This is a genomic window from Streptomyces sp. B21-083 (assembly GCF_036898825.1).
Classification (GTDB): Bacteria; Actinomycetota; Actinomycetes; order Streptomycetales; family Streptomycetaceae; genus Streptomyces.
The window spans coordinates 4,017,188-4,040,423 of the sequence record NZ_JARUND010000001.1 but is presented as its reverse complement, the minus strand read 5'-3'; the positions used below and the strand labels follow the sequence as shown (position 1 = coordinate 4,040,423).

Sequence of the window (23,236 nt, the reverse complement as noted above, 5' to 3'; positions counted from 1 at the left end):
ATGGCGTGAAGGGCGCGTGAACGCGCATAACGGCGGTATCACGGGCCTGTTCGCCCTTGGGAACAGAGGTGGGCGGGGGCGGACACAGTCAGGTGCGGGGTGGCCACGGAGTGGTAGAAAGAGCTCTCTGAGAACTCCCCTGAGGACCTTTCCGAGTGCGTCCGCGCCCTCGTCGCGTTCCTCAGGGCGTGGCTAAAAATCAGCTGAAGGGGGAACGCGCTGATGACCCAGCCGCCCAGCCAACCACCCCAGGGCCAGCCCCAGGGTGGCTTCGGACCGCCGCCGGAGGTACCGCAGGGTGTGCCGCCGGGCGGGTCGCCGGATGCGTCGCCGGCCACGCCGTACGGGTCTCCGCCGCCCCTGCCGCACGGCGCGCCGCCACCCCTGCCGCCGGCCCCGCCCACGCCCCAGCCGGGCTACGGCCCTCCGCAGCAGTCCGGCCCCTACGCCCAACCGGGCCCGTACGGCGGCCAGTCCGGCCCTTACGCCCCCCAGCCCCCGGCGTACGGTGCCGCACCCGGGTACGGCTACCCAGGCCCGCAACCCCCGCAGTTCCCCGGCGCCCCCGTACCCCCGGCGCAGCTCCCGCCCGGCGGCGGTTCCCGCAGCCCCTTCAAGCGGCGGCCCGCGTTGATGCTCGGAGCGGCCGTCGCCGCGCTGCTCGTCATCGGGGGCACGGTGTACGCGGTGACCAGCGGCGGTGGCGACGACGACAAGCCCGGCGCGGCAGGCGGCCAGGCCGGCCCGGACCTCTCCCCGCCGGCCTCCGGCCCCGCCGACGCCGCCGGTGGCGACGACAAGGGTGGCGGCGGTACCGCCGGCGCTGACCCCGACAACCTCAACGCGGGGCGCAAGGCCGGCGACGCGAAGGTGCTCTGGTCCAAGGACGCGCCGGACGCGCCCGCCTCCGGCGCCAACGCCGACGGCATGTGGATCACCGACAAGGTGGCAGTGAAGACGGCGTACAAGGAGGTGTTCGCGTTCCGGGTCGGGGACGGGGGCACCGCGTGGGGGCCGATCACCTTCCCGCAGAAGATCTGCGCCGTCACCCCGCAGAAGTCGGCGGACGACAAGATCGTGGTCGCCTACATGAGCGGCGCCAGCGAGCGGGCCAAGTGCAACAAGCTCCAGACACTCGACCTGAACACGGGTGCGAAGGGCTGGAGCGGCGAGGTCGCCGACGGGGCCCTGTTCGACAGCTCGCTCAGCGTTGAACTGTCGCTCACCGGTACGACGCTGATGGTCGGGCGCTCGCAGTCCGGCACGGCGTACGACCTGAACACCGGCGCCAAACTGTTCGACAAGGTGAAGTACGGGGCCGCCTGCTTCCCCGCCGCCTTCGCGGGCGGCGCCAGGCTGATCGTCGTGTCGTCCTGCGGGGCGTCCACCTCCACGGAACACGACGAGGTGCAGGAACTGGACCCGAAGACCGGCGCGGCCCGCTGGACCCGGCCGATTCCCAAGGGCTGGGCGGTCGCGCGTACCTACTCCGTCGATCCTGTCGTCCTCTACCTCACCGACGAGGACAAGAAGTCGTGGAACATCTCCACGCTCAAGGACGACGGCAGCTTCCGCTCCGAGGTCTCCGTCGACGAGTCCTTCGCACCCGTGTGCGGCTGGGCGATCCTCGAACGCGACCTCCAGGGCTGCCAGGGCGTGGCCACCGACGCCGACACCCTCTATCTGCCGACCGAGGCCAACGAGGTCGTCGCGATCGACCTCGCCACCGGCAAGGAGAAGTGGCGCGTCAAGTCACCGGCCGAGCAGCCGATGCTGCCGCTGAAGGTCGAGGGCGGCCAGCTCATCGCGTACGTCGAGCCGCCGTACGACGCCGGCGGCCAGGTCGTGTCGATCCCCGTCACCGGCGCGAGCCACACCCCGACGAAGCTGCTCCAGAACCCGGCGGGCGCCGCCGAAGTGGAGAACGGCTTCTACTCCAAGGCGTACGACTGGGTGGACGGCCGCTTCTTTCTCTCCACCACCAGGCTGAGCGGCAAGGACGCGCTGAAGGAGAAACTGATGCTCGCCTACGGCAAGTAGGCCCCGCTCTCCCCTCCTTTCCCTTGTCTCCTTCCTCCTCTCTCCGCTCCCGAGGTACCCACGTCATGACCCAGCCGCCGCCCCCGCCCCCGCCCAACCAGCCTCCGCCGCCCCCCGGCTACGGCTATCCCCAGGGGCCGAACCCGTACACCCAGCAGCCGCAGCCCCAGCCGCCGTACGGACACGGCTACCCGCAGCACCCGCAGCCCGTCTATCCGCCTCAACCCCCTTCTCCGGCACGGAAGTCGAACGCGCAGGCGGTCATCATCGTCTCGGCCGTCGCCGCGATCGCGCTGATCATCGGCGGCGGTGTCTGGTACTCCTCCTCCGAGGGCGGCCGGAGCGACGGCAAGAACAACGCCTCCGGCACGACCGGCGGCACAGGCGGGACCGACAGTGGCGACGGCGGCGACGGCACGGACAAGGCGCCCGCGAACACCGCCTCCAAGGTCCTCTTCCAGGTCCCCGAGCCCGCCGTCAGCGCCGACGAGGGCAGCACCACCGTCGTCGGGTCCTGGCTCACCGACACGGTGTACGCCAAGACCGGTCGCGCCGAGATCGTCGGATACGACCCAGTGAAGGGCACCAAGCTCTGGACGGTCCCGCTGCCCGGTCCGGTGTGCGAGGCGAGCCGCCACATCACCGCCGACCATCGGACGGCGATCGTGTACGAGCCCGCCATGCCGACCAAGGACAAGCCGTCGCACGGCTGCAGCCAGGTCGCGGCGATCGACCTCGACGCCGGCAAGCAGCTGTGGACGCGGACGGTCAAGACCGGCGACCAGGTCATCAACCTCGACAACGTGACGGTCAGCGCGAACACGGTCGCCGTGGGCGGCACCAGCGGCGGCGCCGCCTTCGACATCACCGGCAAGGCCCTCTGGGCCCCGAAGCCGACCGACACCTGCTACGACGCGGGCTACGGCGGCGGCGAGAAGCTGGTCGCCGTACGCAAGTGCGGTTCCTACGGCGCCCGGCAGTTGAACATCCAGACCATCGACCCGGTCTCCGGCAAGGTGCTCTCCGAGTACGCGATGGCCAAGGGCATCGAGGACGCCAGCGTCGTGTCGACGAACCCGCTCGTCGTGGCCGCCGACATCAACCGCTCCGCGGGCGACGGCAGCGGCATCTCGGACTTCTTCTCCATCGACAACACGACCGGCCGGCTCCGTACGAAGATCTCGGCGCCCGGCGACAGGTACGCCGCCGAGTGCGAGGGCGTCACCAGGATCGAGTACTGCACCAAGCTGGCCGTCGGCAACGACAAGCTGTACCTCCCGACCGAGGACCACGACGGCAACGGCGAGTACAGCAAGACCAACGAGATCGTCGCCTTCGACCTCGCCACCGGCAAGCAGGACGGCCAGCGCGCGGACGCGGGCGACGGCTACACGATCTCCCCGCTGACCATGGACGGCGACAACGTGATCGCGTACAAGCGCCCGCCCTACGACAAGGGCGGCCAGGTCGTCAGCATCGACGGCGGTTCCTTCGCGCAGACGAAGCTGATGGAGAACCCGGCGACGAAGGCGATCCGCGAGGTCGAGTCCAGCATGCAGCCCGAGTACGCCGAACTCATCTACGCCGACGGCCGCCTCTACATGTCCCAGGTCTTCGCCCGCAAGCCCTCCACCACGGGGGAGAAGAGGTACCTGGCGATCGCGTACGGCACGAACTGATCACGTACGAACTGGCCACGCGTGAACCGAACTTGATCGCATCGAACACGATCGGCTGATCGCCGACCGCTGCCGTTGACGGCCCCGTCCCTGATCAGGGGCGGGGCCGTGCACGTACTACTCATCACCCTCGAATGAGAGGATTTTCGGCGATCCGGGGCACTTCTCTCCAGTAGGGGAAGCGCAACGTCGAACAAGCGTGTAGCTTCCGGGGGCATGAGAAGCGGGGGGAGCCGGGGGGCTCCCGTCCGTGGGGACCAATGGGCATCCAGAAGGGACAACCGTTGGGGGGACTGGGGGGTGGCTCGATGGGAGTGCGGCTGATGGTGGTCGACGACCACCGACTGCTCGCCGAGGCTCTTGCCTCGGCGTTGAAGCTGCGCGGGCACCGGGTGCTCGCCGCGGCGGCGCCCGCCGCGGGCGCGGCGGAACTGGTGATCACACGCGCGCCGGAGGTGTGCCTGCTGGGCACGGCGACACCGGCCGAGCCGGGCATGTTCGACCCGGTGGTACGGATCAAAAGAGAGCGTCCGCAGGTGGCGGTCCTGGTGCTGGGCCCGGTGCCCAACCCGCGCGGCATCGCCGCCGCCTTCGCCGCGGGCGCTTCCGGATACGTACGTCACGACGAGCGCATAGAAGGCGTCGAGCGCGCCATCATGAAGGCCAGAGCGGGCGAGGTGGCGGTCTCTCCGCAGCTGCTGCAGGGCGCGTTCAGCGAACTCCTCAACCCCGCCGCCCAGCCGGACGACGAGGGCCAGCGCCTGCTGCAGCTGCTCACGCCGAGGGAGGTCGAGGTCCTGGTCAGGGTCGCCGACGGCGAGGACACCCGGCTGATCGCGGCCGGCATGGGGATCGCGCCCAGTACCGCACGTACGCATGTGCAGCGGGTGCTGATGAAGCTGGGGGTCGGTTCGAGGCTGGAGGCGGCGGCGCTGGCGGCCCGGACGGGGCTGCTGGACCGGGCGGGCCCGCTCCCGTCGCACCAGACGCATCAGCCACACTCACCTCCGGAACCGGAGTTCTGACGAGGGACTTCACCTGTCACCTCAGTTGTCGCCTCGTCCGTCACCTCAGCTGCCCCGACCGCGGAGCCGGAGTTCCCGTGAACTCCGGCTCCGCTGACGTTTCACGGCTCGCCTGGGGATACCGGTGGTTGTGGATTTATGATTTGATGTGTTCGGTTCTGTTTGAAGCTTGTCTTGGCTTGTACTGGCTGGTTGTGGCCGGCTTTGTACGGATGGAGAGTCCGGCGTGAAGAAGACCTCGACGAGGCTCGCCGACGGTCGTGAGCTCATCTACTACGACCTGCGCGACGACACGGTGCGTGACGCGGTGGACCGGCGCCCTCTGGAGCGCACGGTCACCACGTCGCAGGTGCGCCGGGACCCGCTGCTCGGCGATGACGTGGCGATCGCCTCGCACCGCCAGGGCCGCATCTACCACCCCCCGGCCGACGAGTGCCCCCTCTGCCCGACCGAGGGCGACCGGCTGAGCGAGATCCCGGACTCGTCGTACGACGTGGTCGTCTTCGAGAACCGCTTCCCCTCCCTGGCCGGCGACTCCGGGCGCTGCGAGGTGGTCTGCTTCACCTCCGACCACAACTCGACCTTCGCCGAGCTCACCGAGGAGCAGACGCGGCTGGTCCTGGACGCGTGGACCGACCGGACGTCCGAGCTTTCGCACCTTCCCGCCGTCGAGCAGGTGTTCTGCTTCGAGAACCGCGGCGCCGAGATCGGCGTCACCCTCGGCCATCCGCACGGCCAGATCTACGCGTACCCCTTCACCACCCCCCGTACGGCCCTGATGCTCCGCTCGGTGGCCGCGCACAAGGAGGCGACGGGCGGCGAGAACCTCTTCGACTCGATCCTGGAGACGGAACTCGCGGGCGAGCGCCTCGTCCTGGCCACCGACCACTGGGTGGCCTTCGTGCCGTACGCCGCCCACTGGCCCTACGAGGTGCACCTGTACCCGCGTCGCCGGGTGCCGGACCTGCTGGCGCTCGACGAGGACGCCCGCACAGAGTTCCCCAAGGTCTACCTGGAACTCTTGAGGCGCTTCGACCGGATCTTCGGCGAGGGCGAGCCGCCGACGCCGTACATCGCGGCCTGGCACCAGGCGCCGTTCGGCACACTGGAGGAGTTCGAGGGCGTCAACCGCGACGACTTCGGCCTCCACCTCGAGCTTTTCACCATTCGCCGCACTTCCGGCAAGCTGAAGTTCCTCGCGGGCTCCGAGTCGGGGATGAGCGTGTTCATCAACGACATCCAGCCGGAATCCGCGGCCCAGCGACTGCGAGAGGTAGCGAGTTCATGAGCGGTAAGTACCTGGTCACCGGTGGTGCGGGCTATGTCGGTGGGGTGGTCGCCCAGCACCTTCTGCAGGCCGGCCACGAGGTCGTCGTCCTCGACAACCTCTCGACGGGCTTCCGGGAGGGCGTCCCGGCAGGTGCCACGTTCGTGGAGGGCGACATCAAGGACGCCGCCAAGTGGCTGGACGCCTCCTTCGACGGGGTGCTCCACTTCGCGGCCTCCTCCCAGGTCGGCGAGTCGGTCGTCAAGCCCGAGAAGTACTGGGACAACAACGTCGGCGGCTCGATGGCGCTGCTCACGGCGATGCGCGAGGCCGGCGTACGCAAGCTGGTCTTCTCCTCGACCGCCGCGACGTACGGCGAGCCGGAGACGACCCCGATCGTCGAGACGGCCCCGACCTCCCCGACGAACCCCTACGGGGCCACCAAGCTGGCCGTCGACCACATGATCACCAGCGAGGCGACGGCCCACGGCCTGGCCGCGGTGTCGCTGCGCTACTTCAACGTCGCCGGCGCGTACGCCACCCAGGGCGAGCGCCACGACCCCGAGTCCCACCTGATCCCCCTCGTCCTCCAGGTCGCCCAGGGCAAGCGGGACGCGATCTCGGTCTACGGCGAGGACTACCCGACCCCGGACGGCACCTGCGTACGGGACTACATCCACGTCGCCGACCTGGCGGACGCCCACCTGCTGGCCCTGACGGCCGCGACAGCGGGCGAACACCTGATCTGCAACCTCGGCAACGGCGAGGGTTTCTCGGTCCGCGAGGTCGTCGAGACGGTACGCCAGGTCACCGGGCACCCGATCCCGGAGGTCATCGCCCCGCGCAGGGGCGGCGACCCGGCGGTCCTGGTCGCCTCCGCCGACCGGGCCCGGACCCGCCTCGGCTGGAACCCGACCCGGTCCGACCTGTCGGGAATCGTCGCGGACGCGTGGGAGTTCGCGCAGCGGACCAGCGGCAACTAGCGGCAACCAGCGGTACTGGAACATACGAGAGGTAAGAGGTAGAGGGCATGACGACTGCGGATGTCGCCGAGGCTGCCGAGGTTGCCGAGGATTTCGAGGGGCTGTACGGATCGGCACCGGAGGGAGTGTGGGCGGCGCCGGGCCGGGTCAACCTGATCGGCGAGCACACCGACTACAACGACGGCTTCGTCATGCCCTTCGCCCTCCCGCACACGGCGCTGGCAGCGGTCTCCCGCCGCACGGACGGCGTCGTGCGCCTGCACTCGTCGGACATCGAGGGCGGGGTCGTAGAGCTGCGGGCCGACGCCCTGCTCCCCGAGTCCGACAAGAACTGGACGGCGTATCCGGCGGGCGTGATCTGGGCGCTGCTGGACGCCGGCCACGAGTCGGTCTCGTCCGGCGCGGACATCCACCTCACGTCGACGGTACCGACGGGCGCGGGCCTGTCGTCGTCGGCGGCGCTGGAGGTGGTGGTCGCCCTGGCGCTCAACGACCTCTACGAACTGGGCCTGGAACGCTGGCAGTTGGCCCGGCTGTGCCAGCGCGCGGAGAACGTGTACGTGGGCGCTCCGACCGGCATCATGGACCAGACGGCCTCAGCGTGCTGCACCGACGGGCACGCCCTCTTCCTGGACACCCGGGACCTCTCCCAGGACCAGATCCCCTTCGACCTCGCGGCCGAGGGCATGCGCCTGCTGGTCGTGGACACCCAGGTCAAGCACTCCCACAGCGAGGGCGAGTACGGCAAGCGCCGGGCGGGCTGCGAACGGGGCGCGGAACTCCTCGACGTGGACGCGCTGCGGGATGTCCCGTACGGCGACCTGGACGCGGCGCTGGTCCGGCTGACCGACGCGGGCGCCGACGAAGAGGTACACCGCCTGGTACGCCACGTGGTGACGGAGGACCACCGGGTCGAACGGGTTGTGGAGTTGCTGAAGTCGGGCGGCGACACCCGCGCCATCGGCCCGATCCTCACCGAGGGCCACGCCTCCCTCCGCGACGACTTCCAGGTGTCCTGCCCCGAACTCGACCTGGTGGTCGAATCCGCGGTCGAGACCGGCGCCCTGGGCGCCCGCATGACGGGCGGCGGCTTCGGCGGCTCGGCGATCGTCCTGGTCGAGGCGGAGGACGCGGACCGCGTCGCCAAGGCGGTCGAGGAGGCGTTCAGCGCCGCCGGGTACACGGCCCCCCGGGTGTTCGCGGCGGTGCCTTCGGCGGGGGCGCGGCGGATTCGCTGAGGACGGGGTCTCAACGGGTTGGGTGAGGAGGGGCCTGGGGTCTCAACGAGCGCGACGCAATGACCGCGTCCTCGTATCGTCGAGAGGTGCTCTTCCCCACCCCTGCCCTCACCCTCGACGACCACCGGGTGCTCGCGGAGATCGATCGGATGCGCGACGCTCTGCGGCACCAGGTGCATGCCTCCCCCGACGGACAGGCGGCTGATGTCCTCGGGCCGCATGGCCTTCTCGTACTCCGACACGGGTACCTCCTGAGGTCGGGTTCCGGTGCTTTCCAGCCTGGCCAGCCGCTCCGTCGTCCGCGCGTCCGCCATCACCGGCATCCACCACGACCACCTGAAGCTCACCGCGCTCTGAGCCCCCGCCCTCAGGACCCCGGCACCAGCCGCTTCGTCAGCGTGTACTCCGTCACCCCCGGCGGATAGTCCGGGATCACGCACACCACCTCGTACCCCTGCCTGCGGTAGAAGTCCGGCGCCTGGAAGTCCCACGTCTCCAGGCGTACGTTCGCGCACGCGCGCTCCTCCCGTGCCGTGTGCTCCGCTTTCGCGAGGAGGTGGGAGCCCAGGCCTCTGCCCCGGTGCGGGGTGTCGACCCAGAGGTACGTCACGTGCAGCCAGGTGGTCCAGGTGTGGCCGACCAGGCCGCCGGCCAGGTTTCCCTCTTCGTCCAACGCCCATACGTGGAGCGGGAGTTCGCGCTCGGCGGGGGTGCCACGCAGGGCGCGCAGGACAGGTGAGGCCGCCGTGTTCGCCTCGCGCAACCGCGACCGGAGAACGGAGAGCCATTCCTTGTCGACTTCTGTCTCAATACGAAACATGCGGCACACCATAAACGCGCTGGCCAATCAGTTCTGCGAATTGCCTTCCGCTCCTGCCTCCCAGCCGTACCCTGATGAACAGCACCGGTGGGGGCCGGTGCTGATCAGGGGGCGAGGCAACCGGGTACGACGCCCGGAGTGGGGGTAGCAGTCATCGCACGGCGACTGCCGTGCGCCGGTGACTGAGGCAGCCCCGTTCCAGGCCGGCAACAGCAGCCGGGGATTGCTCCGGGCGTCGTGTCCGCACGGGTTGTCCCCCCGACGATTGGGTGTCCCCAGCTCTTGAGGAGCTCGGGGAAGGGGGTTTCAGTGGTTCGCATCCGAGTCCTGGTCGTCGACGACCATCGCATCTTCGCCGAGTCGCTCGCCGCCGCGTTGGCCGCGGAGCCCGACGTCGACGTCTCCGCCGCCGGCAGCGGTCCCGCCGCGCTGCGCAGTATGGAGCGCGCGGTGGCAGAGGGCCGCCGGTTCGACGTCCTGCTCGTCGACTCCGAGCTGGGCGGCAACGTGCCCGGGGCGCGTCCGGCGGTGCCCGTGCAGGAGGGCAACGCGGAGGGCCTGGTCGACGGCATCTCGCTGGTCGCGGGCGTCCGTTCGGGCCATCCGCACGTACGGACCGTCGTCCTCGCCGAGAAGGACGACCCCCGCAGGGCCGCGCTCGCTCTGCAGGCGGGTGCCTCCGGGTGGGTCGCCAAGGACTGCTCGCTGTCCCGGCTGCTGACCGTCATACGGGGCGTACTGCGCGACGAGACGCATCTGCCGCCCGCCCTGCTCACCGGGGTGCTGCGCGAGCTGACCGCCGCCCGCAAGCACCGCACCGAGAGTGAACGGCTCGTCGAGTCGTTGACACCCCGGGAGCGGGAGGTGCTGCGGTGCATGGTCGCCGGGCTGGGCCGCAAGGCCGTCGCCGAACGGCTGTTCCTTTCCCCGCACACCGTGCGCACCCACATGCAGAACGTGCTGGGCAAGCTCGGCGTCCACTCCACCCTCGCCGCCGTCGCACTGGCCCGGCGGGCCGGCGTCGGACCCGTCGACCTGGGCCACGGCGGGCGGATCACGGTGGAGGAGAGCAGCAGCGCCTGACCGGCAGCAGAGAGCGGCAGCAGTGCGTGACCGGTCCGGCCGGTCCGACCCGTGCCCGAATCCGGATGTCAGCCGGGGATGTTGTCGAACGGCGCCGTCAACTGGCGCAGCAGCCCGGCCAGTTCGCCCCGCTGTCCGCGCGAGAGTTCCGCCAGGATCGCGCGCTCCTGGTCCAGCAGGCCCGCGAGAGCCTGATCCGCCCTTTCCTGCCCCTCCGTAGTGAGCCGGACCAGCACCCCTCGACGGTCGGTGGGGTCGGGGAGGCGCTCCACCAGGCCCTTCTTGGTCAGCCGGTCGATGCGGTTCGTCATCGTGCCGGAGGTGACCAGGGTCTGGGTGAGGAGCTGACCGGGGGAGAGCTGATACGGGTCTCCGGCGCGCCTGAGCGCGGTCAGGACGTCGAACTCCCAGGGCTCCAGCGCGTGCTCGGCGAACGCCAGCCTGCGCGCACGGTCCAGATGCCGGGCGAGCCTGCTGACCCGGCTGAGCACTTCGAGTGGTTCCACGTCGAGGTCCGGGCGCTCCCGGCGCCACGCAGCGACCAGCCGATCGACCTCGTCCTCCATGACGATCAGTGTAGTGGTTGTGTCGATGTGGAGTCTCTTGATGTCGAGCCTCTTGGTGTGAAGTCTCTTGACGTCGAGATATATCTCGCGGGAGGGTAGCCGTATGACCACACCCACCTGGGACCCCGCCCAGTACCTCCGCCACGCCGACCACCGCGCCCGCCCCTTCACCGACCTCCTCGCCCGCGTCCCCGACCTCCCCACGGTCCTGTCCGCAGGGCCTCCCCGCATCGCCGACCTCGGCTGCGGCCCCGGCAACGTCACCGCCGTACTCGCCGACCGCTGGCCCACCGCCCACATCACCGGGTACGACAACTCGGCGCCGATGCTGGAACAGGCGGCCCGTCACGCGGGTCCCACGGCCGGCGGCGGCCACCTCGACTTCGCCCACGCGGACGCCACGGCATGGGCGCCCTCCGAGACGTACGACCTGATCGTCTCCAACGCCGCCCTCCACTGGGTCGAAGGGCACCTCGACGCGTTCCCGGCCTGGCTGGACGCCGTCGCACCCGGCGGGACCTTCGCCTTCCAGGTGCCGAACAACCTCGACGCACCCCTGCACACATTGATGCGCGATCTCGCCGGCGGCGCCCGCTGGAACAGCCGCCTCGTCGAGGTACCGCGCCGCGAGGACTCCGTCCACCCACCCCTCGTCTACCTCGACCGGCTCGCCCGGCTCGGCTGCGAGACGGACGTGTGGGAGACGACGTATCTCCACGTCCTGCAGGGGGAGGACCCGGTGCTCGACTGGGCCAAGGGGACCGGTCTGCGGCCTGTGCTCACCGCCCTCGCGGACGACTCCGAGGCCCGGGACGCGTTCCTCACCGAGTACCGCGACCTGCTGCGCGCCGTGTATCCGACGGAGGCGTACGGCACCGTGCTGCCCTTCCAGCGGCTGTTCGCCGTGGCCCGGAAGGGCGGGGGACGAGGGGCAGGGAAGTGATCGTCGGCGTCGACCACGTACAGATGGCCGCGCCGCCCGGGGCGGAGGACGAGCTGCGCGCGTACTACGTCGACGTCCTCGGCATGACCGAGATCCCGAAGCCACCGGTACTGGCCGCAAGGGGCGGGTGCTGGTTCCGGGCGGGGGCCGCGCAGCTCCATCTGGGGGTGGAGGCCACCTTCCGAGCCGCCCGAAAGGCCCACCCCGGGCTGCGGGTCACGGACATCGAGGCGTACGCGGCCCGGCTGGAGGCTCGTGGGGTGCAGGTGACCTGGGACGGCGACCTGCCGGGCCACCTGCGCTTCTATGTCTCCGACCCCGTGGGCAACCGGCTGGAGTTCCTGGAGCCGGTCAGGCTGTCCGGCCCAGGTGGGTGATGAGGATGTGGATCACGTTGTCGTCGATCATGTAAACGACGCGGTAGGCGCCCACGCGAAGGCGCCGGATGTCCGGGCCGTACGGTGCCGTCCCTGAAGGGCGGGGGTCATGGGCCAGTTCGTCGATGGCGTCCAGGACCACGGCGAGCCCGGCGGGGTCCTCTTTCAGGAATCGTGTTGCGGCATCAAGGGCGTGAGGCTCGAAGATGATCTCGTAGGTCACTGCTTCTCAAGCCCCAGTCGCCTACGCACCTCGGCCATCGGGATTCCCTCACCCAGCGTGCCCTCGGCCTTGCGCCGTTGGTAGTCCGCGACGGCGAGCGAGTCTTCGAGATCCTCTATCACCTGGGGAGAGACGAGGAGTGCGGCAACGTGCCCATGGTCGGTGAGGGCGATGGTCTCGCGGCTGTGGGCCGCGCGGCGGACCAGGTCGCCGAGCTGGGAGCGGGCTGCGCTGATCGCGATCTCAGTCATGGGTGAATGATGCCACAAGCTTAATCTAGAGGAACGTTCATTCAGCTTTTCCGGCGCCCGATCAGGCGCGGCTTCGCCTCCAGGCCGTCCAGTCCGTGCCACGCCAGGTTCACCAGGTGGGCGGCCACCTCCGCCTTGCGCGGACGGCGTACGTCCAGCCACCACTGGCCCGTCAGCGCGACCATGCCGACCAGCGCCTGGGCGTACAGCGGGGCCAGCTTGGGGTCGAAGCCGCGGCGTTTGAACTCACGGCCCAGGATGTCCTCCACCTGGGTGGCGATGTCCGAGATCAGCGACGCGAAGGAACCCGTCGACTGGGGGATGGGGGAGTCGCGGACCAGGATGCGGAAGCCGTCCGTGTACTCCTCGATGTAGTCGAGGAGCGCGAACGCCGCCTGTTCGCACAGTTCGCGGGGGTGGCCGGCCGTCAACGAGCTCGTCACCATGTCCAGCAGGCGCCGCATCTCGCGGTCCACGACCACCGCGTACAGGCCCTCCTTGCCGCCGAAGTGCTCGTACACCACCGGCTTGGAGACACCGGCCTTGGCCGCGATCTCCTCCACCGACGTGGCCTCGAAGCCCTTCGTGGCGAACAGCGTGCGGCCGATCTCCAGCAACTGGGCCCGGCGCTCGGCACCCGTCATCCGGGTGCGGCGGGGACGCCGCGGTTTCTCATTGCTCTCAGTGCTGCTGGAATCGGTCACCACGCCGTCAATCATGCCGCCTTCGCCGGCTCCTTCCGCCGCCGAGAGCCGTCCAGGTCCGTGTTCCGGCGGGAATCGATACGCGAGCGTGACGGCCAGCGCACGTCATAGGCCCAGCCGAGCTTCTCGAACCAGCGGATCAGCCGCGCCGACGAGTCGACCTGCCCACGCATCACACCGTGCCGCGCCGACGTCGGGTCGGCATGGTGCAGGTTGTGCCAGGACTCGCCGCAGGAGAGCACGGCCAGCCACCACACGTTGCCCGAGCGGTCCCGCGACTTGAAGGGGCGCTTGCCCACCGCGTGGCAGATCGAGTTGATCGACCAGGTGACGTGATGGAGCAGGCAGACACGCACCAGCGAGCCCCAGAAGAAGCCCGTGAACGCGCCCCACCAGGACATCGTCACCAGACCGCCGATCAGCGCCGGCAGCGCCAGCGACAGCATCGCCCACCAGATGAACTGACGGGAGATCGCCCGGATGTCCGGGTCCTTGATCAGATCGGGCGCGTACTTGTCCTGCGGCGTCTGCTCCTCATCGAACATCCACTCGATGTGCGCCCACCACAGGCCACGCATCAGCGCCGGAACCGTCTCCCCGAACCGCCACGGCGAATGGGGATCGCCCTCCGCGTCCGAGAACTTGTGATGCTTGCGATGGTCGGCCACCCAACGCACCAGCGGACCCTCCACCGCCATCGAACCGGCGATGGCGAGAGCGATCCGCAGCGGCCGCCTGGCCTTGAACGCGCCGTGCGTGAAGTACCGGTGGAAGCCGATCGTGATGCCGTGGCAGCCCAGGTAGTAGAAGAAGACGAGCAGGCCGAGGTCCAGCCAGCTCACCCCCCAGCCCCACGCCAGCGGCACCGCCGCCAGCACCGCGAGGAACGGGACGATGATGAAGAGAAGAAGCGTGATCTGTTCGAGTGAACGCTTCTGTTCGCCACCCAGCGTGGCCGAGGGCATTGAGGAGTCGTCGGGCGTCTTCCCAGCGTCTTCGAGCGCGTCGGAAGGTGAGGTGGTCATGCGCATCCCCTGGGGGGTGATGGGTCTGGGCAGATACCGGGGGTACGGAATCCGAGGTCGCCCTCGGATTCAGGCTCCCTACGGATGCGTAACCTACGGCGTCGTAAGTATGTCAGCGCGTCGCCCGGCGGCAAGGGCCCGAAATTCGGCGCGTGCCCCTCGACACCTATCCTTGAGTCGGTCGGACAGCGCGGTCCGCTCTCTTTACTTCCCGGATGCCCCGCCCCTATGCCGCCCGGCACCCCGGATCCGGCGCGGCCTGCCCGCCCGGACACCCGCCGGGTACCCACCCGCCGAGCCTCCACACTGCAAGGAGCCGCACCTGTGAGCAGTGCCGACGACCATGGCCAGGCCACCACGACGACCAGCAGCGAACTGCGCGCCGACATCCGCCGCCTGGGCGACCTCCTCGGCGAGACCCTCGTCCGCCAGGAGGGCCCTGAGCTGCTGGAACTCGTGGAGAAGGTCCGCCAACTGACCCGCGAGGACGGCGAGGCCGCCGCCGAACTCCTGCGCGGCACCGAACTGGAGACGGCCGCCAAGCTCGTCCGCGCCTTCTCCACCTACTTCCACCTCGCCAACGTCACCGAGCAGGTCCACCGAGGCCGCGAACTACGCGCCAAGCGCGCCGCCGAAGGCAGCCTCCTCGCCCGAACGGCCGACCGCCTCAAGGACGCCGACCCCGACCACCTGCGCGCCACGGTCAAGAACCTCAACGTTCGCCCCGTCTTCACGGCCCACCCCACGGAAGCGGCCAGGCGCTCGGTCCTCAACAAGCTGCGCCGTATCGCCGCCCTGCTGGAGACCCCCGTCATCGAGGCGGACCGCCGCCGCTACGACACCCGTCTGGCCGAGAACATCGACCTCGTCTGGCAGACGGACGAACTGCGCGTCGTACGCCCCGAGCCCGCCGACGAGGCACGCAACGCCATCTACTACCTCGACGAACTGCACGCGGGTGCGGTCGGGGACGTGCTCGAAGACCTCACCGCCGAACTCGAACGCGTCGGAGTCCGTCTCCCCGACGACACCCGGCCCCTCACCTTCGGCACCTGGATCGGCGGCGACCGCGACGGCAACCCCAACGTGACCCCCCAGGTCACCTGGGACGTCCTCATCCTCCAGCACGAGCACGGCATCAACGACGCCCTGGAACTGATCGACGAACTGCGCGGCTTCCTCTCCAACTCCATCCGCTACACGGGCGCCACCGAGGAACTCCTCGAATCCCTCCGGGCCGACATCGAACTCCTGCCCGAGATCAGCCCCCGCTACAAGCGCCTCAACGCCGAAGAGCCCTACCGGCTCAAGGCCACCTGCATCCGCCAGAAGCTCGAAAACACCAAGCAGCGCCTCGCCAACGGCACCCCGCACGCCCCCGGCCGCGACTACCTCGGCACCGGCCAGCTCCTCGCCGACCTCACCCTCATCCAGACCTCCCTGCGCGAACACCGCGGCGGCCTCTTCGCCGACGGCCGCATGGACCGCACCATCCGCACCCTCGCCGCCTTCGGCCTCCAGCTCGCCACCATGGACGTACGCGAACACGCCGACGCCCACCACCACACCCTCGGCCAGCTCTTCGACCGCCTCGGCGAGGAATCCTGGCGCTACGAGGACATGCCCCGCGAGTACCGCAACAAGCTCCTCGCCAAGGAACTCCGGTCCCGCAGGCCCCTCGCCCCGACCCCCGCCCCGCTCGACGCGGCCGGGACCAAGACCCTCGGCGTGTTCGAGACCGTCAAGAAGGCCCTCGCCGTCTTCGGACCCGAGGTCATCGAGTCCTACATCATCTCGATGTGCCAGGGCTCCGACGACGTCTTCGCCGCCGCCGTACTCGCCCGCGAGGCCGGCCTCATCGACCTCCACGCCGGCTGGGCCAAGATCGGCATCGTGCCCCTCCTGGAGACCACCGACGAACTCAAGGCCGCCGACACCATCCTTGAGGACATGCTCTCCGACCCGTCCTACCGGCGCCTCGTCGCGCTCCGGGGCGACGTCCAGGAAGTCATGCTCGGCTACTCCGATTCCTCCAAGTTCGGCGGCATCACCACCAGCCAGTGGGAGATCCACCGCGCCCAGCGCCGCCTGCGCGACGTCGCCCACAGGTACGGAGTGCGGCTCCGCCTCTTCCACGGCCGCGGCGGCACCGTCGGCCGAGGCGGCGGCCCCTCCCACGACGCGATCCTCGCCCAGCCCTGGGGCACCCTGGAAGGCGAGATCAAGGTCACCGAACAGGGCGAGGTCATCTCCGACAAGTACCTCGTCCCCTCACTCGCCCGCGAAAACCTCGAACTGACGGTCGCCGCCACCCTCCAGGCCTCCGCCCTGCACACCTCGCCGCGCCAGTCCGACGAAGCGCTGGCCCGCTGGGACGCGGCCATGGACGTCGTCTCTGACGCCGCGCACGCCCGCTACCGGTCCCTGGTCGAGGACCCCGACCTGCCGACGTACTTCCTCGCGTCGACGCCGGTGGACCAGCTCGCCGACCTGCACCTGGGCTCGCGGCCCTCCCGCCGCCCCGGCTCCGGCGTCTCGCTCGACGGTCTGCGCGCCATCCCCTGGGTCTTCGGCTGGACCCAGTCACGCCAGATCGTCCCCGGCTGGTTCGGCGTCGGCTCCGGCCTGAAGGCCCTGCGCGAAGCGGGCCTCGACACCGTGCTCGACGAGATGCACGAACAGTGGCACTTCTTCCGCAACTTCATCTCCAACGTCGAGATGACCCTCGCCAAGACCGACCTCAGGATCGCCGCTCACTACGTCGACACCCTCGTACCCGACGACCTCAAGCACGTCTTCGACACCATCAGGACCGAACACGAGCTGACAGTCAAAGAGGTCCTGCGCGTCACCGGCGAGTCCGAACTCCTCGACGCCGCCCCCGTACTGAAGCAGACCTTCACCATCCGGGACGCCTACCTGGACCCCATCTCCTACCTCCAGGTGACCCTGCTCAAGCGCCAGCGCGACGCCGCGGCGGCCGGCACCGACCCCGACCCGCTCCTCGCCCGCGCCCTCCTCCTCACCGTCAACGGAGTCGCGGCAGGCCTGCGCAACACCGGCTGAGCCGGACGGCCGGACACGGCTGAGGGTGCCCTCGTACGCACGCGTACGAGGGCACCCTCATGTCCCCAAGTCCTCATGCCCTTCGTGGTCTCTACAACGCCGCCCAGGCCGCCGTCACCAGGGCCAACCCGCTCCCCGCCATCGCCCACCCCGTCCGCGTCAGCCCCAGCCCACCCGCCACCACGACCGACGCCAGCAGCAGCGCACCACCCAACGGCACCCACGCGTACAGAAAACCCGCCGGACCCGACCGCACGACATCACGGCTCCCCGGCTTCACGACCACCGAGTACGTCTCACCCGCGCGCACCCCCACCGACTGGTCCAGCACGACCCGGCTCCGCGCCGTCGACCCCACCGACACCGGCCGGTACGACCCCGTACAGACGCCGTCCTCACACCCCGCCACCGTCATCGTGCCCTGCTCACGCCCCTTGCTGAGCATCACGTGCTGAGCCGTCCCCCAGGACGCCCACACACCCGCGATAAGGATCAGCGCGGCGACCGTCCCCATCACCGCGAACCGCCCGAACCGCCCCAGACGCCCGAGCCGCGGCGAGGCGGAGGCGGACTTGCGACGACGGGCGGTGGCTGGCATGGCCGGGATCATTGGCCATGGTCGGGCGATCGGTCAACTCCTGCCCGACAAAGTCGGCAGTTGTACGCACGTATCCCCGGGCACCCACCGAACGGGCTCAGGAGTTGTACGAGCCCTGCGCCCGCTCCAGGCCCTCGGTCACCAGCGACTCCACCGCGTCCGTCGCCCGGTCCACGAAGTAGTCCAGCTCCTTGCGCTCCGCCGACGAGAAGTCCTTCAGCACGAAATCCGCCACCGGCATACGCCCCGGAGGACGCCCGATCCCGAACCGCACCCGGTGGTAGTCCGGACCCATCGCCTTCGTCATCGACTTCAGACCGTTGTGACCGTTGTCCCCGCCGCCCAGCTTCAGCCGCAGCACCCCGTAGTCGATGTCCAGCTCGTCATGGACCGCCACGACACGGCTCAGCGACACCTTGTAGAACTCCCGCAGCGCGTTCACCGGCCCGCCCGACAGGTTCATGTACGACATCGGCTTCGCCAGGATCACCCGACGGTTCGCCGGCCCCGGCGGCCCCACCCGCCCCTCGATGACCTGCGCCTGCGCCTTCCCGGCCCGCTTGAACTTCCCGCCGATCCGCTCCGCGAGCAGGTCGGCCACCATGAACCCCACGTTGTGCCGGTTCATCGCGTACTCCGGCCCGGGATTGCCGAGCCCCACGATCAGCCAGGGGCCGCCCGCGTCGGTCGTCACGTCCATCTCTCCTTGGATACACGCCGACCGCCGCTCCCGGTAGGAGCGGCGGCCGGCAAACGAAGTCTCCGGGGCGATCAGGCCTCGGTGGTCGCGGCGTCGCCGTCGGCGGGGGCCTCCTCCGCCTGCGCGGACAGAACCTGGAGGACGACCGCGTCCTCGTCGATCGCCAGCGTGGTGCCCTCGGGAAGCGGAATGTCCTTCGCGAGGATGGCGGCACCCGCCTCCAGGCCCGCGATGGAGACCGTGACGGACTCGGGGATGTGCGTGGCCTCGGCCTCGACCGTCAGCGTGCTCAGCACGTGCTCAAGCAGGAAGGCGCCCGGCGCCAGTTCGCCCTCGGTGTGGACGTAGACCTCGACGGTGACCTTCTCGCCGCTCTTCACGGTGAGCAGGTCGACGTGCTTGAGGAAGCCCTTGAGGGCGTCACGCTGCACGGCCTTCGGGATCACCAGCGCGGTACGGCCCTCGATGTCCAGCGTGAGCAGGACGTTCGGGGTACGCAGGGCGAGCTGGAGCTCGTGGCCCGGCAGCGAGATGTGCACGGACTCGGCACCGTGGCCGTAGACGACCGCGGGAACCTTGGCCTCGCGGCGGATGCGGCGGGAGGCGCCCTTGCCGAACTCGGTGCGGATCTCGGCGGTGAGCTTTACCTCGGACATGCTTTTCACTCCTCGTACGGGTGCGAGACGGACAGGTCACCCGGCCACGAACGGCCTGCTACGAAGAGCGCGTCGATAACGGAGCACCTGACCCGTGAATGACACGGGAACGGCCTCCCTCGCCGAGCAACTCCGACAGAGTACTCGCCAGGGGAGGCCGCAGAAAAATCGATCATGCAGAAGCGATCCAGCAGATCCAGCAGAGCTCGTAAGAAGCGGGAGACCCGGGGCCTACTGCTCGTCGAACAGGCTCGTCACCGAACCGTCCTCGAACACCTCACGCACCGCACTCGCGATCGTCGGCGCGATCGACAGCACCTTGATCTTGTCCAGGTCGGCACTCAGCTCACCCGGCGTCGGCAGCGTGTTCGTGAACACGAACTCACTCACCCGCGAGTTCTTCAGACGATCGGCGGCGGGACCCGACAGCACACCGTGCGTCGCCGTCACGATGACATCCTCCGCACCGTGCGCGAACAACGCGTCCGCCGCTGCCACGATCGTCCCACCCGTGTCGATCATGTCGTCGACCAGCACACACACACGACCCTTGACCTCACCCACGACCTCGTGGACGGTCACCTGGTTCGCCACGTCCTTGTCACGCCGCTTGTGCACGATCGCCAGCGGCGCACCCAGCCGGTCGCACCAGCGGTCGGCCACCCGCACCCGGCCCGCGTCCGGCGACACGACCGTCAGCTTGCCCTTGTCCACCTTCGCGCCCACATAGTCCGCGAGCAGCGGCAACGCGAAGAGATGATCCACCGGGCCGTCGAAGAAGCCCTGGATCTGGTCCGTGTGCAGATCCACCGTCAGGATGCGGTCCGCACCCGCCGTCGCCATCAGGTCCGCGACCAGACGCGCCGAGATCGGTTCACGCCCACGGTGCTTCTTGTCCTGCCGCGCGTAACCGTAGAACGGCACGATCACGGTGATGGACCTGGCCGACGCGCGCTTCAGCGCGTCGATCATGATCAACTGCTCCATGATCCACTGGTTGATCGGAGCCGTGTGGCTCTGGATCACGAAGCAGTCCGCGCCACGCGCCGACTCCTCGTAACGAACGTAGATCTCACCGTTCGCGAAGTCGAAGGCCTTCGTCGGCACCACGTCGACCCCCAACTGCAGGGCGACCTCCTGGGCGAGCTCGGGGTGGGCGCGGCCGGAGAAGAACATCATCTTCTTCTTCCCGGACTTCCCGCCGGTCGTCTTGGTCCCGGTCACAGCACTGTCTCCTCGGAGGTGTCTCAGCCGTGATCAGCCCTGAGAGGCCTGCTCAGCTGGGGGTGTGCGGGTGTGCGTCTATCACGGTAGCCCGAGTCGGACGGGAGTGTTTCCGGTCAGCTTTCGTCGCCCGGCTCCCGAGAAGCCGCCTCGGCCGCCTTCGCCGACGCGCTTCCCGGCCGCTTACGAGCCACCCAGCCCTCGATATTCCGCTGCTGGCCACGGGCCACGGCCAACGAACCGGGCGGCACATCCTTCGTGATCACCGACCCGGCAGCGGTGTACGCACCGTCCCCGACAGTGACAGGCGCCACAAACATGTTGTCCGAACCCGTCTTGCAGTGCGACCCGACAACGGTGTGATGCTTGTCCTGCCCGTCGTAGTTCACGAACACACTCGCGGCACCGATGTTCGTGAACTCACCGATCGTCGCGTCCCCGACATACGACAGATGCGGCACCTTCGTCCCGTCACCGATCGACGTGTTCTTGGTCTCGACGTACGTACCGATCTTGGACTTCACCCCGAGACGGCTTCCAGGACGCAGATAGGCGTACGGCCCCACATTCGCCTGAGCCCCCACCACGGCACCGTCGGCAACCGTGTTGTCCACCCGCGCCCCAGCACCCACCCGGGTGTCCTTCAGCCGCGAGTTGGGCCCGACCTCGGCACCCTCCGCGAGATGCGTGGACCCCTGGAGCAGCGTGTTCGGGTGGACGATCGCGTCCTGCTCGAAGGTGACCGTCACGTCGACCCACGTGCTGGCCGGGTCGATCACACTCACCCCCGCGAGCATGGCCTCGGTCAGCAGCCGGTCGTTCAGAATCCGACGCGCCTCCGCCAGCTGCACACGGTTGTTGATCCCCGCGATCTCCCGGTGGTCGCCGGCCACACAGGCCCCGACCCGGTGCCCGGCCTCACGCAGGATCCCGAGCACGTCGGTGAGGTACTCCTCACCCTGGCTGTTGTCCGTCCGCACCTTCCCCAGCGCGTCCGCGAGCAACCGCCCGTCGAACGCGAAGACACCGGAGTTGATCTCACGGATCGCCCGCTGCGCGTCGGTGGCGTCCTTGTGCTCCACGATCGCCGTCACGGCTCCCGAGGCGCCGTCCCGCACGATCCGCCCGTACCCCGTCGCGTCCGGCACCTCCGCCGTCAGCACGGTCACGGCGTTGCCGTCGCCGGAATGGGTCGCGGCGAGCGTGCGGAGGGTCGCGCCGGTGAGGAGCGGGGTGTCGCCACAGACGACCACCACAGTCCCGTCGACAGCCCCACCGAGCTCTTCGAGCCCCATGCGTACGGCGTGACCGGTGCCGTTCTGCTGCGCCTGGAAGGCGGTACGGATGCCGGTGCCGGCCTCCGTCAGATGCGCGGTGACCTGTTCACGGGCGTGCCCCACGACGACGACCAGGTTCTCGGGGCCCAACTCGCCTGCGGCGGCGAGCACATGGCCCACCAGGGAACGGCCACAGAGCTCGTGCAGGACCTTGGGTGTGGCCGACTTCATACGGGTGCCCTCACCCGCTGCGAGTACGACGACGGCGGCGGGGCGATTGGCGCTCACGGGTGTGCCCTTCGGCTGCGGAGGGGGGCGGGACGACATCCGCAGGATACCGGGGCGTTTCGTGGGGGACATGAGTAAGGGCCCTGACTGAGCAGTCAGGGCCCGAACCGAGCATTGCTCCCCCGCCAGGACTCGAACCCGGACAGATGGCACCAAAAGCCACAGTGCTTACCAATTACACCACGGGGGACTAAACCTGACTAAATCGGACATTTAGTCAGGTCGCCGAATTGGCACTCCCTACTATGCCGTACCAGGCACCCTCGATGCGACGGTACAAATCTGCTCCCTGCCGCACTCTGATGCCGAGGCACCCTCGGTAGGAGGCTCCCGTGTTCTTGCGCACGGTCGTCGGATTGTGTTTCTTGAGGATCGTCCTGCCGAGAGCTGACCTGTCGATGCCGACGAGGTCTGCCCAGTGGTGTTCGGCGGCGGCGACGTCCGCGGACTCGTGAATCATGACGCGGCAGTGCAGCCGATCCCGGCTTACCTCAAGCAGGTCCAGCCAGGCGAGGAAGACGCTGATCATTCCGGGGTCGCTGTTGACGAACTCCACGCACTCGCGGCGGGTGTGTGGCTTGTCCTTGGTTCCCTCGGCCCAGTAGAGCGCAACGCCTGTAAGGAACAACTCGCGATCCGACAGTTTGCCGACGGCTGTCGCTGCTGCTCGCTTCGTTGCCTCGCGCTCCTGCTGTCGAGAGGCTTGCAGCCGCGCGAGCCCCGCGTTCATCCGCTCCCGCTGTTCCTCCGGTGTGCACTTGGACTCCGGATGCGGCAGATCTCGCACCCAGAGCGAGACCGAACTCTTCGAGCAGCCCAGTTCTGCCTGGATCTGGTTGTACGTCCAGCCCTGCTGTCGCAGCTCCCGCGCCCTCTCGCGGACGTCGTCCTTCGCGCGTGGCCGCTTCGTCCACTCGGGAGGAGGCTCGCCCTCGACCAGCCGCTGGAGCGTCTCCTTGTTGTGGACCTGGAGCTCGTCGCGGATCTGTCGAAGGCTGTAGCCGTCCCGCCGCAACGTCAGCGCCCGCTCCCGCAGTGTCTCGAAGTCGGCGTACTTGCCACATGCATGTTCCATGGGCAAACCCTCCCGGCGGAATCGTCGCTTCCGGGGTCGAACGGTGCGCGGTTCAGCAGTTCGAGGGATTCTGGTGGGTTTCGCTTCTGTTCGATTGCGGTCGCGGGCGGTCCCGTGGTGCGGGGCGG

Annotated in this window: 22 protein-coding genes and 1 tRNA gene; 10 read left to right on the top strand and 13 right to left on the bottom strand. The window is 69.2% G+C overall.

The window, feature by feature from the left end:
• Window positions 1-222: 222 nt before the first annotated feature.
• From QA861_RS18065 to galK, 6 genes are all read left to right on the top strand, one after another.
• A complete protein-coding gene (locus QA861_RS18065; protein WP_334589354.1) occupies window positions 223-2,040 on the top strand; it encodes an outer membrane protein assembly factor BamB family protein in 1,818 nt (605 codons plus the stop codon).
• 65 nt (window positions 2,041-2,105) lie between these two features.
• On the top strand, window positions 2,106-3,719 hold the full coding sequence (locus tag QA861_RS18060; RefSeq protein ID WP_334589353.1) for an outer membrane protein assembly factor BamB family protein: 1,614 nt from the start codon (window positions 2,106-2,108) through the stop codon (window positions 3,717-3,719).
• Window positions 3,720-4,027: 308 nt separating this feature from the next.
• Window positions 4,028-4,744: a helix-turn-helix transcriptional regulator gene (locus tag QA861_RS18055; protein ID WP_334589352.1), complete on the top strand. Its 717-nt coding sequence runs from the start codon at window positions 4,028-4,030 to the stop codon at window positions 4,742-4,744.
• Between the two features lie 226 nt (window positions 4,745-4,970).
• On the top strand, window positions 4,971-6,032 hold the full coding sequence (gene galT / locus QA861_RS18050) for a galactose-1-phosphate uridylyltransferase (RefSeq protein WP_334589351.1): 1,062 nt from the start codon (window positions 4,971-4,973) through the stop codon (window positions 6,030-6,032).
• Window positions 6,029-6,994: a UDP-glucose 4-epimerase GalE gene (gene galE / locus QA861_RS18045; protein ID WP_334589350.1), complete on the top strand. Its 966-nt coding sequence runs from the start codon at window positions 6,029-6,031 to the stop codon at window positions 6,992-6,994. The genes galT and galE overlap by 4 nt, the downstream gene beginning before the upstream one ends.
• A gap of 47 nt (window positions 6,995-7,041) precedes the next feature.
• A complete protein-coding gene (galK, locus tag QA861_RS18040; protein WP_334589349.1) occupies window positions 7,042-8,232 on the top strand; it encodes a galactokinase in 1,191 nt (396 codons plus the stop codon).
• 367 nt (window positions 8,233-8,599) lie between these two features.
• Here galK and QA861_RS18035 read toward each other — a convergent pair whose 3' ends face one another.
• Window positions 8,600-9,052: a GNAT family N-acetyltransferase gene (locus tag QA861_RS18035; protein ID WP_334589348.1), complete on the bottom strand. Its 453-nt coding sequence runs from the start codon at window positions 9,050-9,052 to the stop codon at window positions 8,600-8,602.
• Between the two features lie 309 nt (window positions 9,053-9,361).
• On the opposite strand from QA861_RS18035, the gene QA861_RS18030 reads away from it, so the two are divergent.
• A complete protein-coding gene (locus QA861_RS18030; RefSeq protein ID WP_334589347.1) occupies window positions 9,362-10,135 on the top strand; it encodes a LuxR C-terminal-related transcriptional regulator in 774 nt (257 codons plus the stop codon).
• A 68-nt stretch (window positions 10,136-10,203) separates the two neighbouring features.
• Here QA861_RS18030 and QA861_RS18025 read toward each other — a convergent pair whose 3' ends face one another.
• Entirely contained in the window at window positions 10,204-10,701 is a 498-nt protein-coding gene (locus tag QA861_RS18025) for a MarR family winged helix-turn-helix transcriptional regulator (RefSeq protein WP_334589346.1), read from the bottom strand.
• 103 nt (window positions 10,702-10,804) lie between these two features.
• On the opposite strand from QA861_RS18025, the gene QA861_RS18020 reads away from it, so the two are divergent.
• Window positions 10,805-11,644 carry a trans-aconitate 2-methyltransferase gene (locus QA861_RS18020; protein ID WP_334589345.1) on the top strand — a complete coding sequence of 280 codons (840 nt, stop codon included), beginning with the start codon at window positions 10,805-10,807 and terminating at the stop codon, window positions 11,642-11,644.
• Window positions 11,641-12,021, top strand: coding sequence for a VOC family protein (locus QA861_RS18015; protein WP_334589344.1), 381 nt, complete (start codon window positions 11,641-11,643; stop codon window positions 12,019-12,021). The genes QA861_RS18020 and QA861_RS18015 overlap by 4 nt, the downstream gene beginning before the upstream one ends.
• On the opposite strand, the gene QA861_RS18010 is transcribed toward QA861_RS18015, so the two are convergent.
• The 4 genes from QA861_RS18010 to QA861_RS17995 are packed head-to-tail and all read right to left on the bottom strand — an operon-like array spanning window position 11,996 to window position 14,224.
• Entirely contained in the window at window positions 11,996-12,244 is a 249-nt protein-coding gene (locus tag QA861_RS18010; protein WP_334589343.1) for a type II toxin-antitoxin system RelE family toxin, read from the bottom strand. The genes QA861_RS18015 and QA861_RS18010 overlap by 26 nt on opposite strands.
• On the bottom strand, window positions 12,241-12,495 hold the full coding sequence (locus QA861_RS18005) for a type II toxin-antitoxin system Phd/YefM family antitoxin (RefSeq protein ID WP_334589342.1): 255 nt from the start codon (window positions 12,493-12,495) through the stop codon (window positions 12,241-12,243). Before QA861_RS18005 ends, QA861_RS18010 begins: the two co-directional genes overlap by 4 nt.
• A 41-nt stretch (window positions 12,496-12,536) precedes the next feature.
• Window positions 12,537-13,214, bottom strand: coding sequence for a TetR family transcriptional regulator (locus QA861_RS18000; RefSeq protein WP_334589341.1), 678 nt, complete (start codon window positions 13,212-13,214; stop codon window positions 12,537-12,539).
• Entirely contained in the window at window positions 13,211-14,224 is a 1,014-nt protein-coding gene (locus QA861_RS17995; RefSeq protein ID WP_334589340.1) for an acyl-CoA desaturase, read from the bottom strand. The genes QA861_RS18000 and QA861_RS17995 overlap by 4 nt, the downstream gene beginning before the upstream one ends.
• A 324-nt stretch (window positions 14,225-14,548) precedes the next feature.
• On the opposite strand from QA861_RS17995, the gene ppc reads away from it, so the two are divergent.
• Entirely contained in the window at window positions 14,549-17,290 is a 2,742-nt protein-coding gene (gene ppc / locus QA861_RS17990; protein WP_334589339.1) for a phosphoenolpyruvate carboxylase, read from the top strand.
• A 91-nt stretch (window positions 17,291-17,381) separates the two neighbouring features.
• On the opposite strand, the gene QA861_RS17985 is transcribed toward ppc, so the two are convergent.
• The 7 genes from QA861_RS17985 to QA861_RS17955 all read right to left on the bottom strand — a co-directional run bounded on the left by QA861_RS17985 (window position 17,382) and on the right by QA861_RS17955 (window position 23,108).
• Complete coding sequence (locus QA861_RS17985) at window positions 17,382-17,900, bottom strand: hypothetical protein (protein WP_334589338.1); 519 nt, start codon at window positions 17,898-17,900, stop codon at window positions 17,382-17,384.
• A gap of 85 nt (window positions 17,901-17,985) precedes the next feature.
• Window positions 17,986-18,588: an aminoacyl-tRNA hydrolase gene (gene pth, locus QA861_RS17980; RefSeq protein ID WP_334589337.1), complete on the bottom strand. Its 603-nt coding sequence runs from the start codon at window positions 18,586-18,588 to the stop codon at window positions 17,986-17,988.
• A gap of 71 nt (window positions 18,589-18,659) precedes the next feature.
• On the bottom strand, window positions 18,660-19,244 hold the full coding sequence (locus QA861_RS17975; RefSeq protein WP_334589336.1) for a 50S ribosomal protein L25/general stress protein Ctc: 585 nt from the start codon (window positions 19,242-19,244) through the stop codon (window positions 18,660-18,662).
• A 231-nt stretch (window positions 19,245-19,475) separates the two neighbouring features.
• On the bottom strand, window positions 19,476-20,468 hold the full coding sequence (locus tag QA861_RS17970) for a ribose-phosphate diphosphokinase (protein ID WP_334589335.1): 993 nt from the start codon (window positions 20,466-20,468) through the stop codon (window positions 19,476-19,478).
• A gap of 116 nt (window positions 20,469-20,584) precedes the next feature.
• Window positions 20,585-22,033: a bifunctional UDP-N-acetylglucosamine diphosphorylase/glucosamine-1-phosphate N-acetyltransferase GlmU gene (gene glmU, locus QA861_RS17965; RefSeq protein WP_334589334.1), complete on the bottom strand. Its 1,449-nt coding sequence runs from the start codon at window positions 22,031-22,033 to the stop codon at window positions 20,585-20,587.
• A gap of 117 nt (window positions 22,034-22,150) precedes the next feature.
• Window positions 22,151-22,223: transfer RNA gene (locus QA861_RS17960), tRNA-Gln, on the bottom strand.
• A 27-nt stretch (window positions 22,224-22,250) separates the two neighbouring features.
• Window positions 22,251-23,108, bottom strand: coding sequence for a helix-turn-helix domain-containing protein (locus QA861_RS17955; protein WP_334589333.1), 858 nt, complete (start codon window positions 23,106-23,108; stop codon window positions 22,251-22,253).
• Window positions 23,109-23,236: the final 128 nt, after the last annotated feature.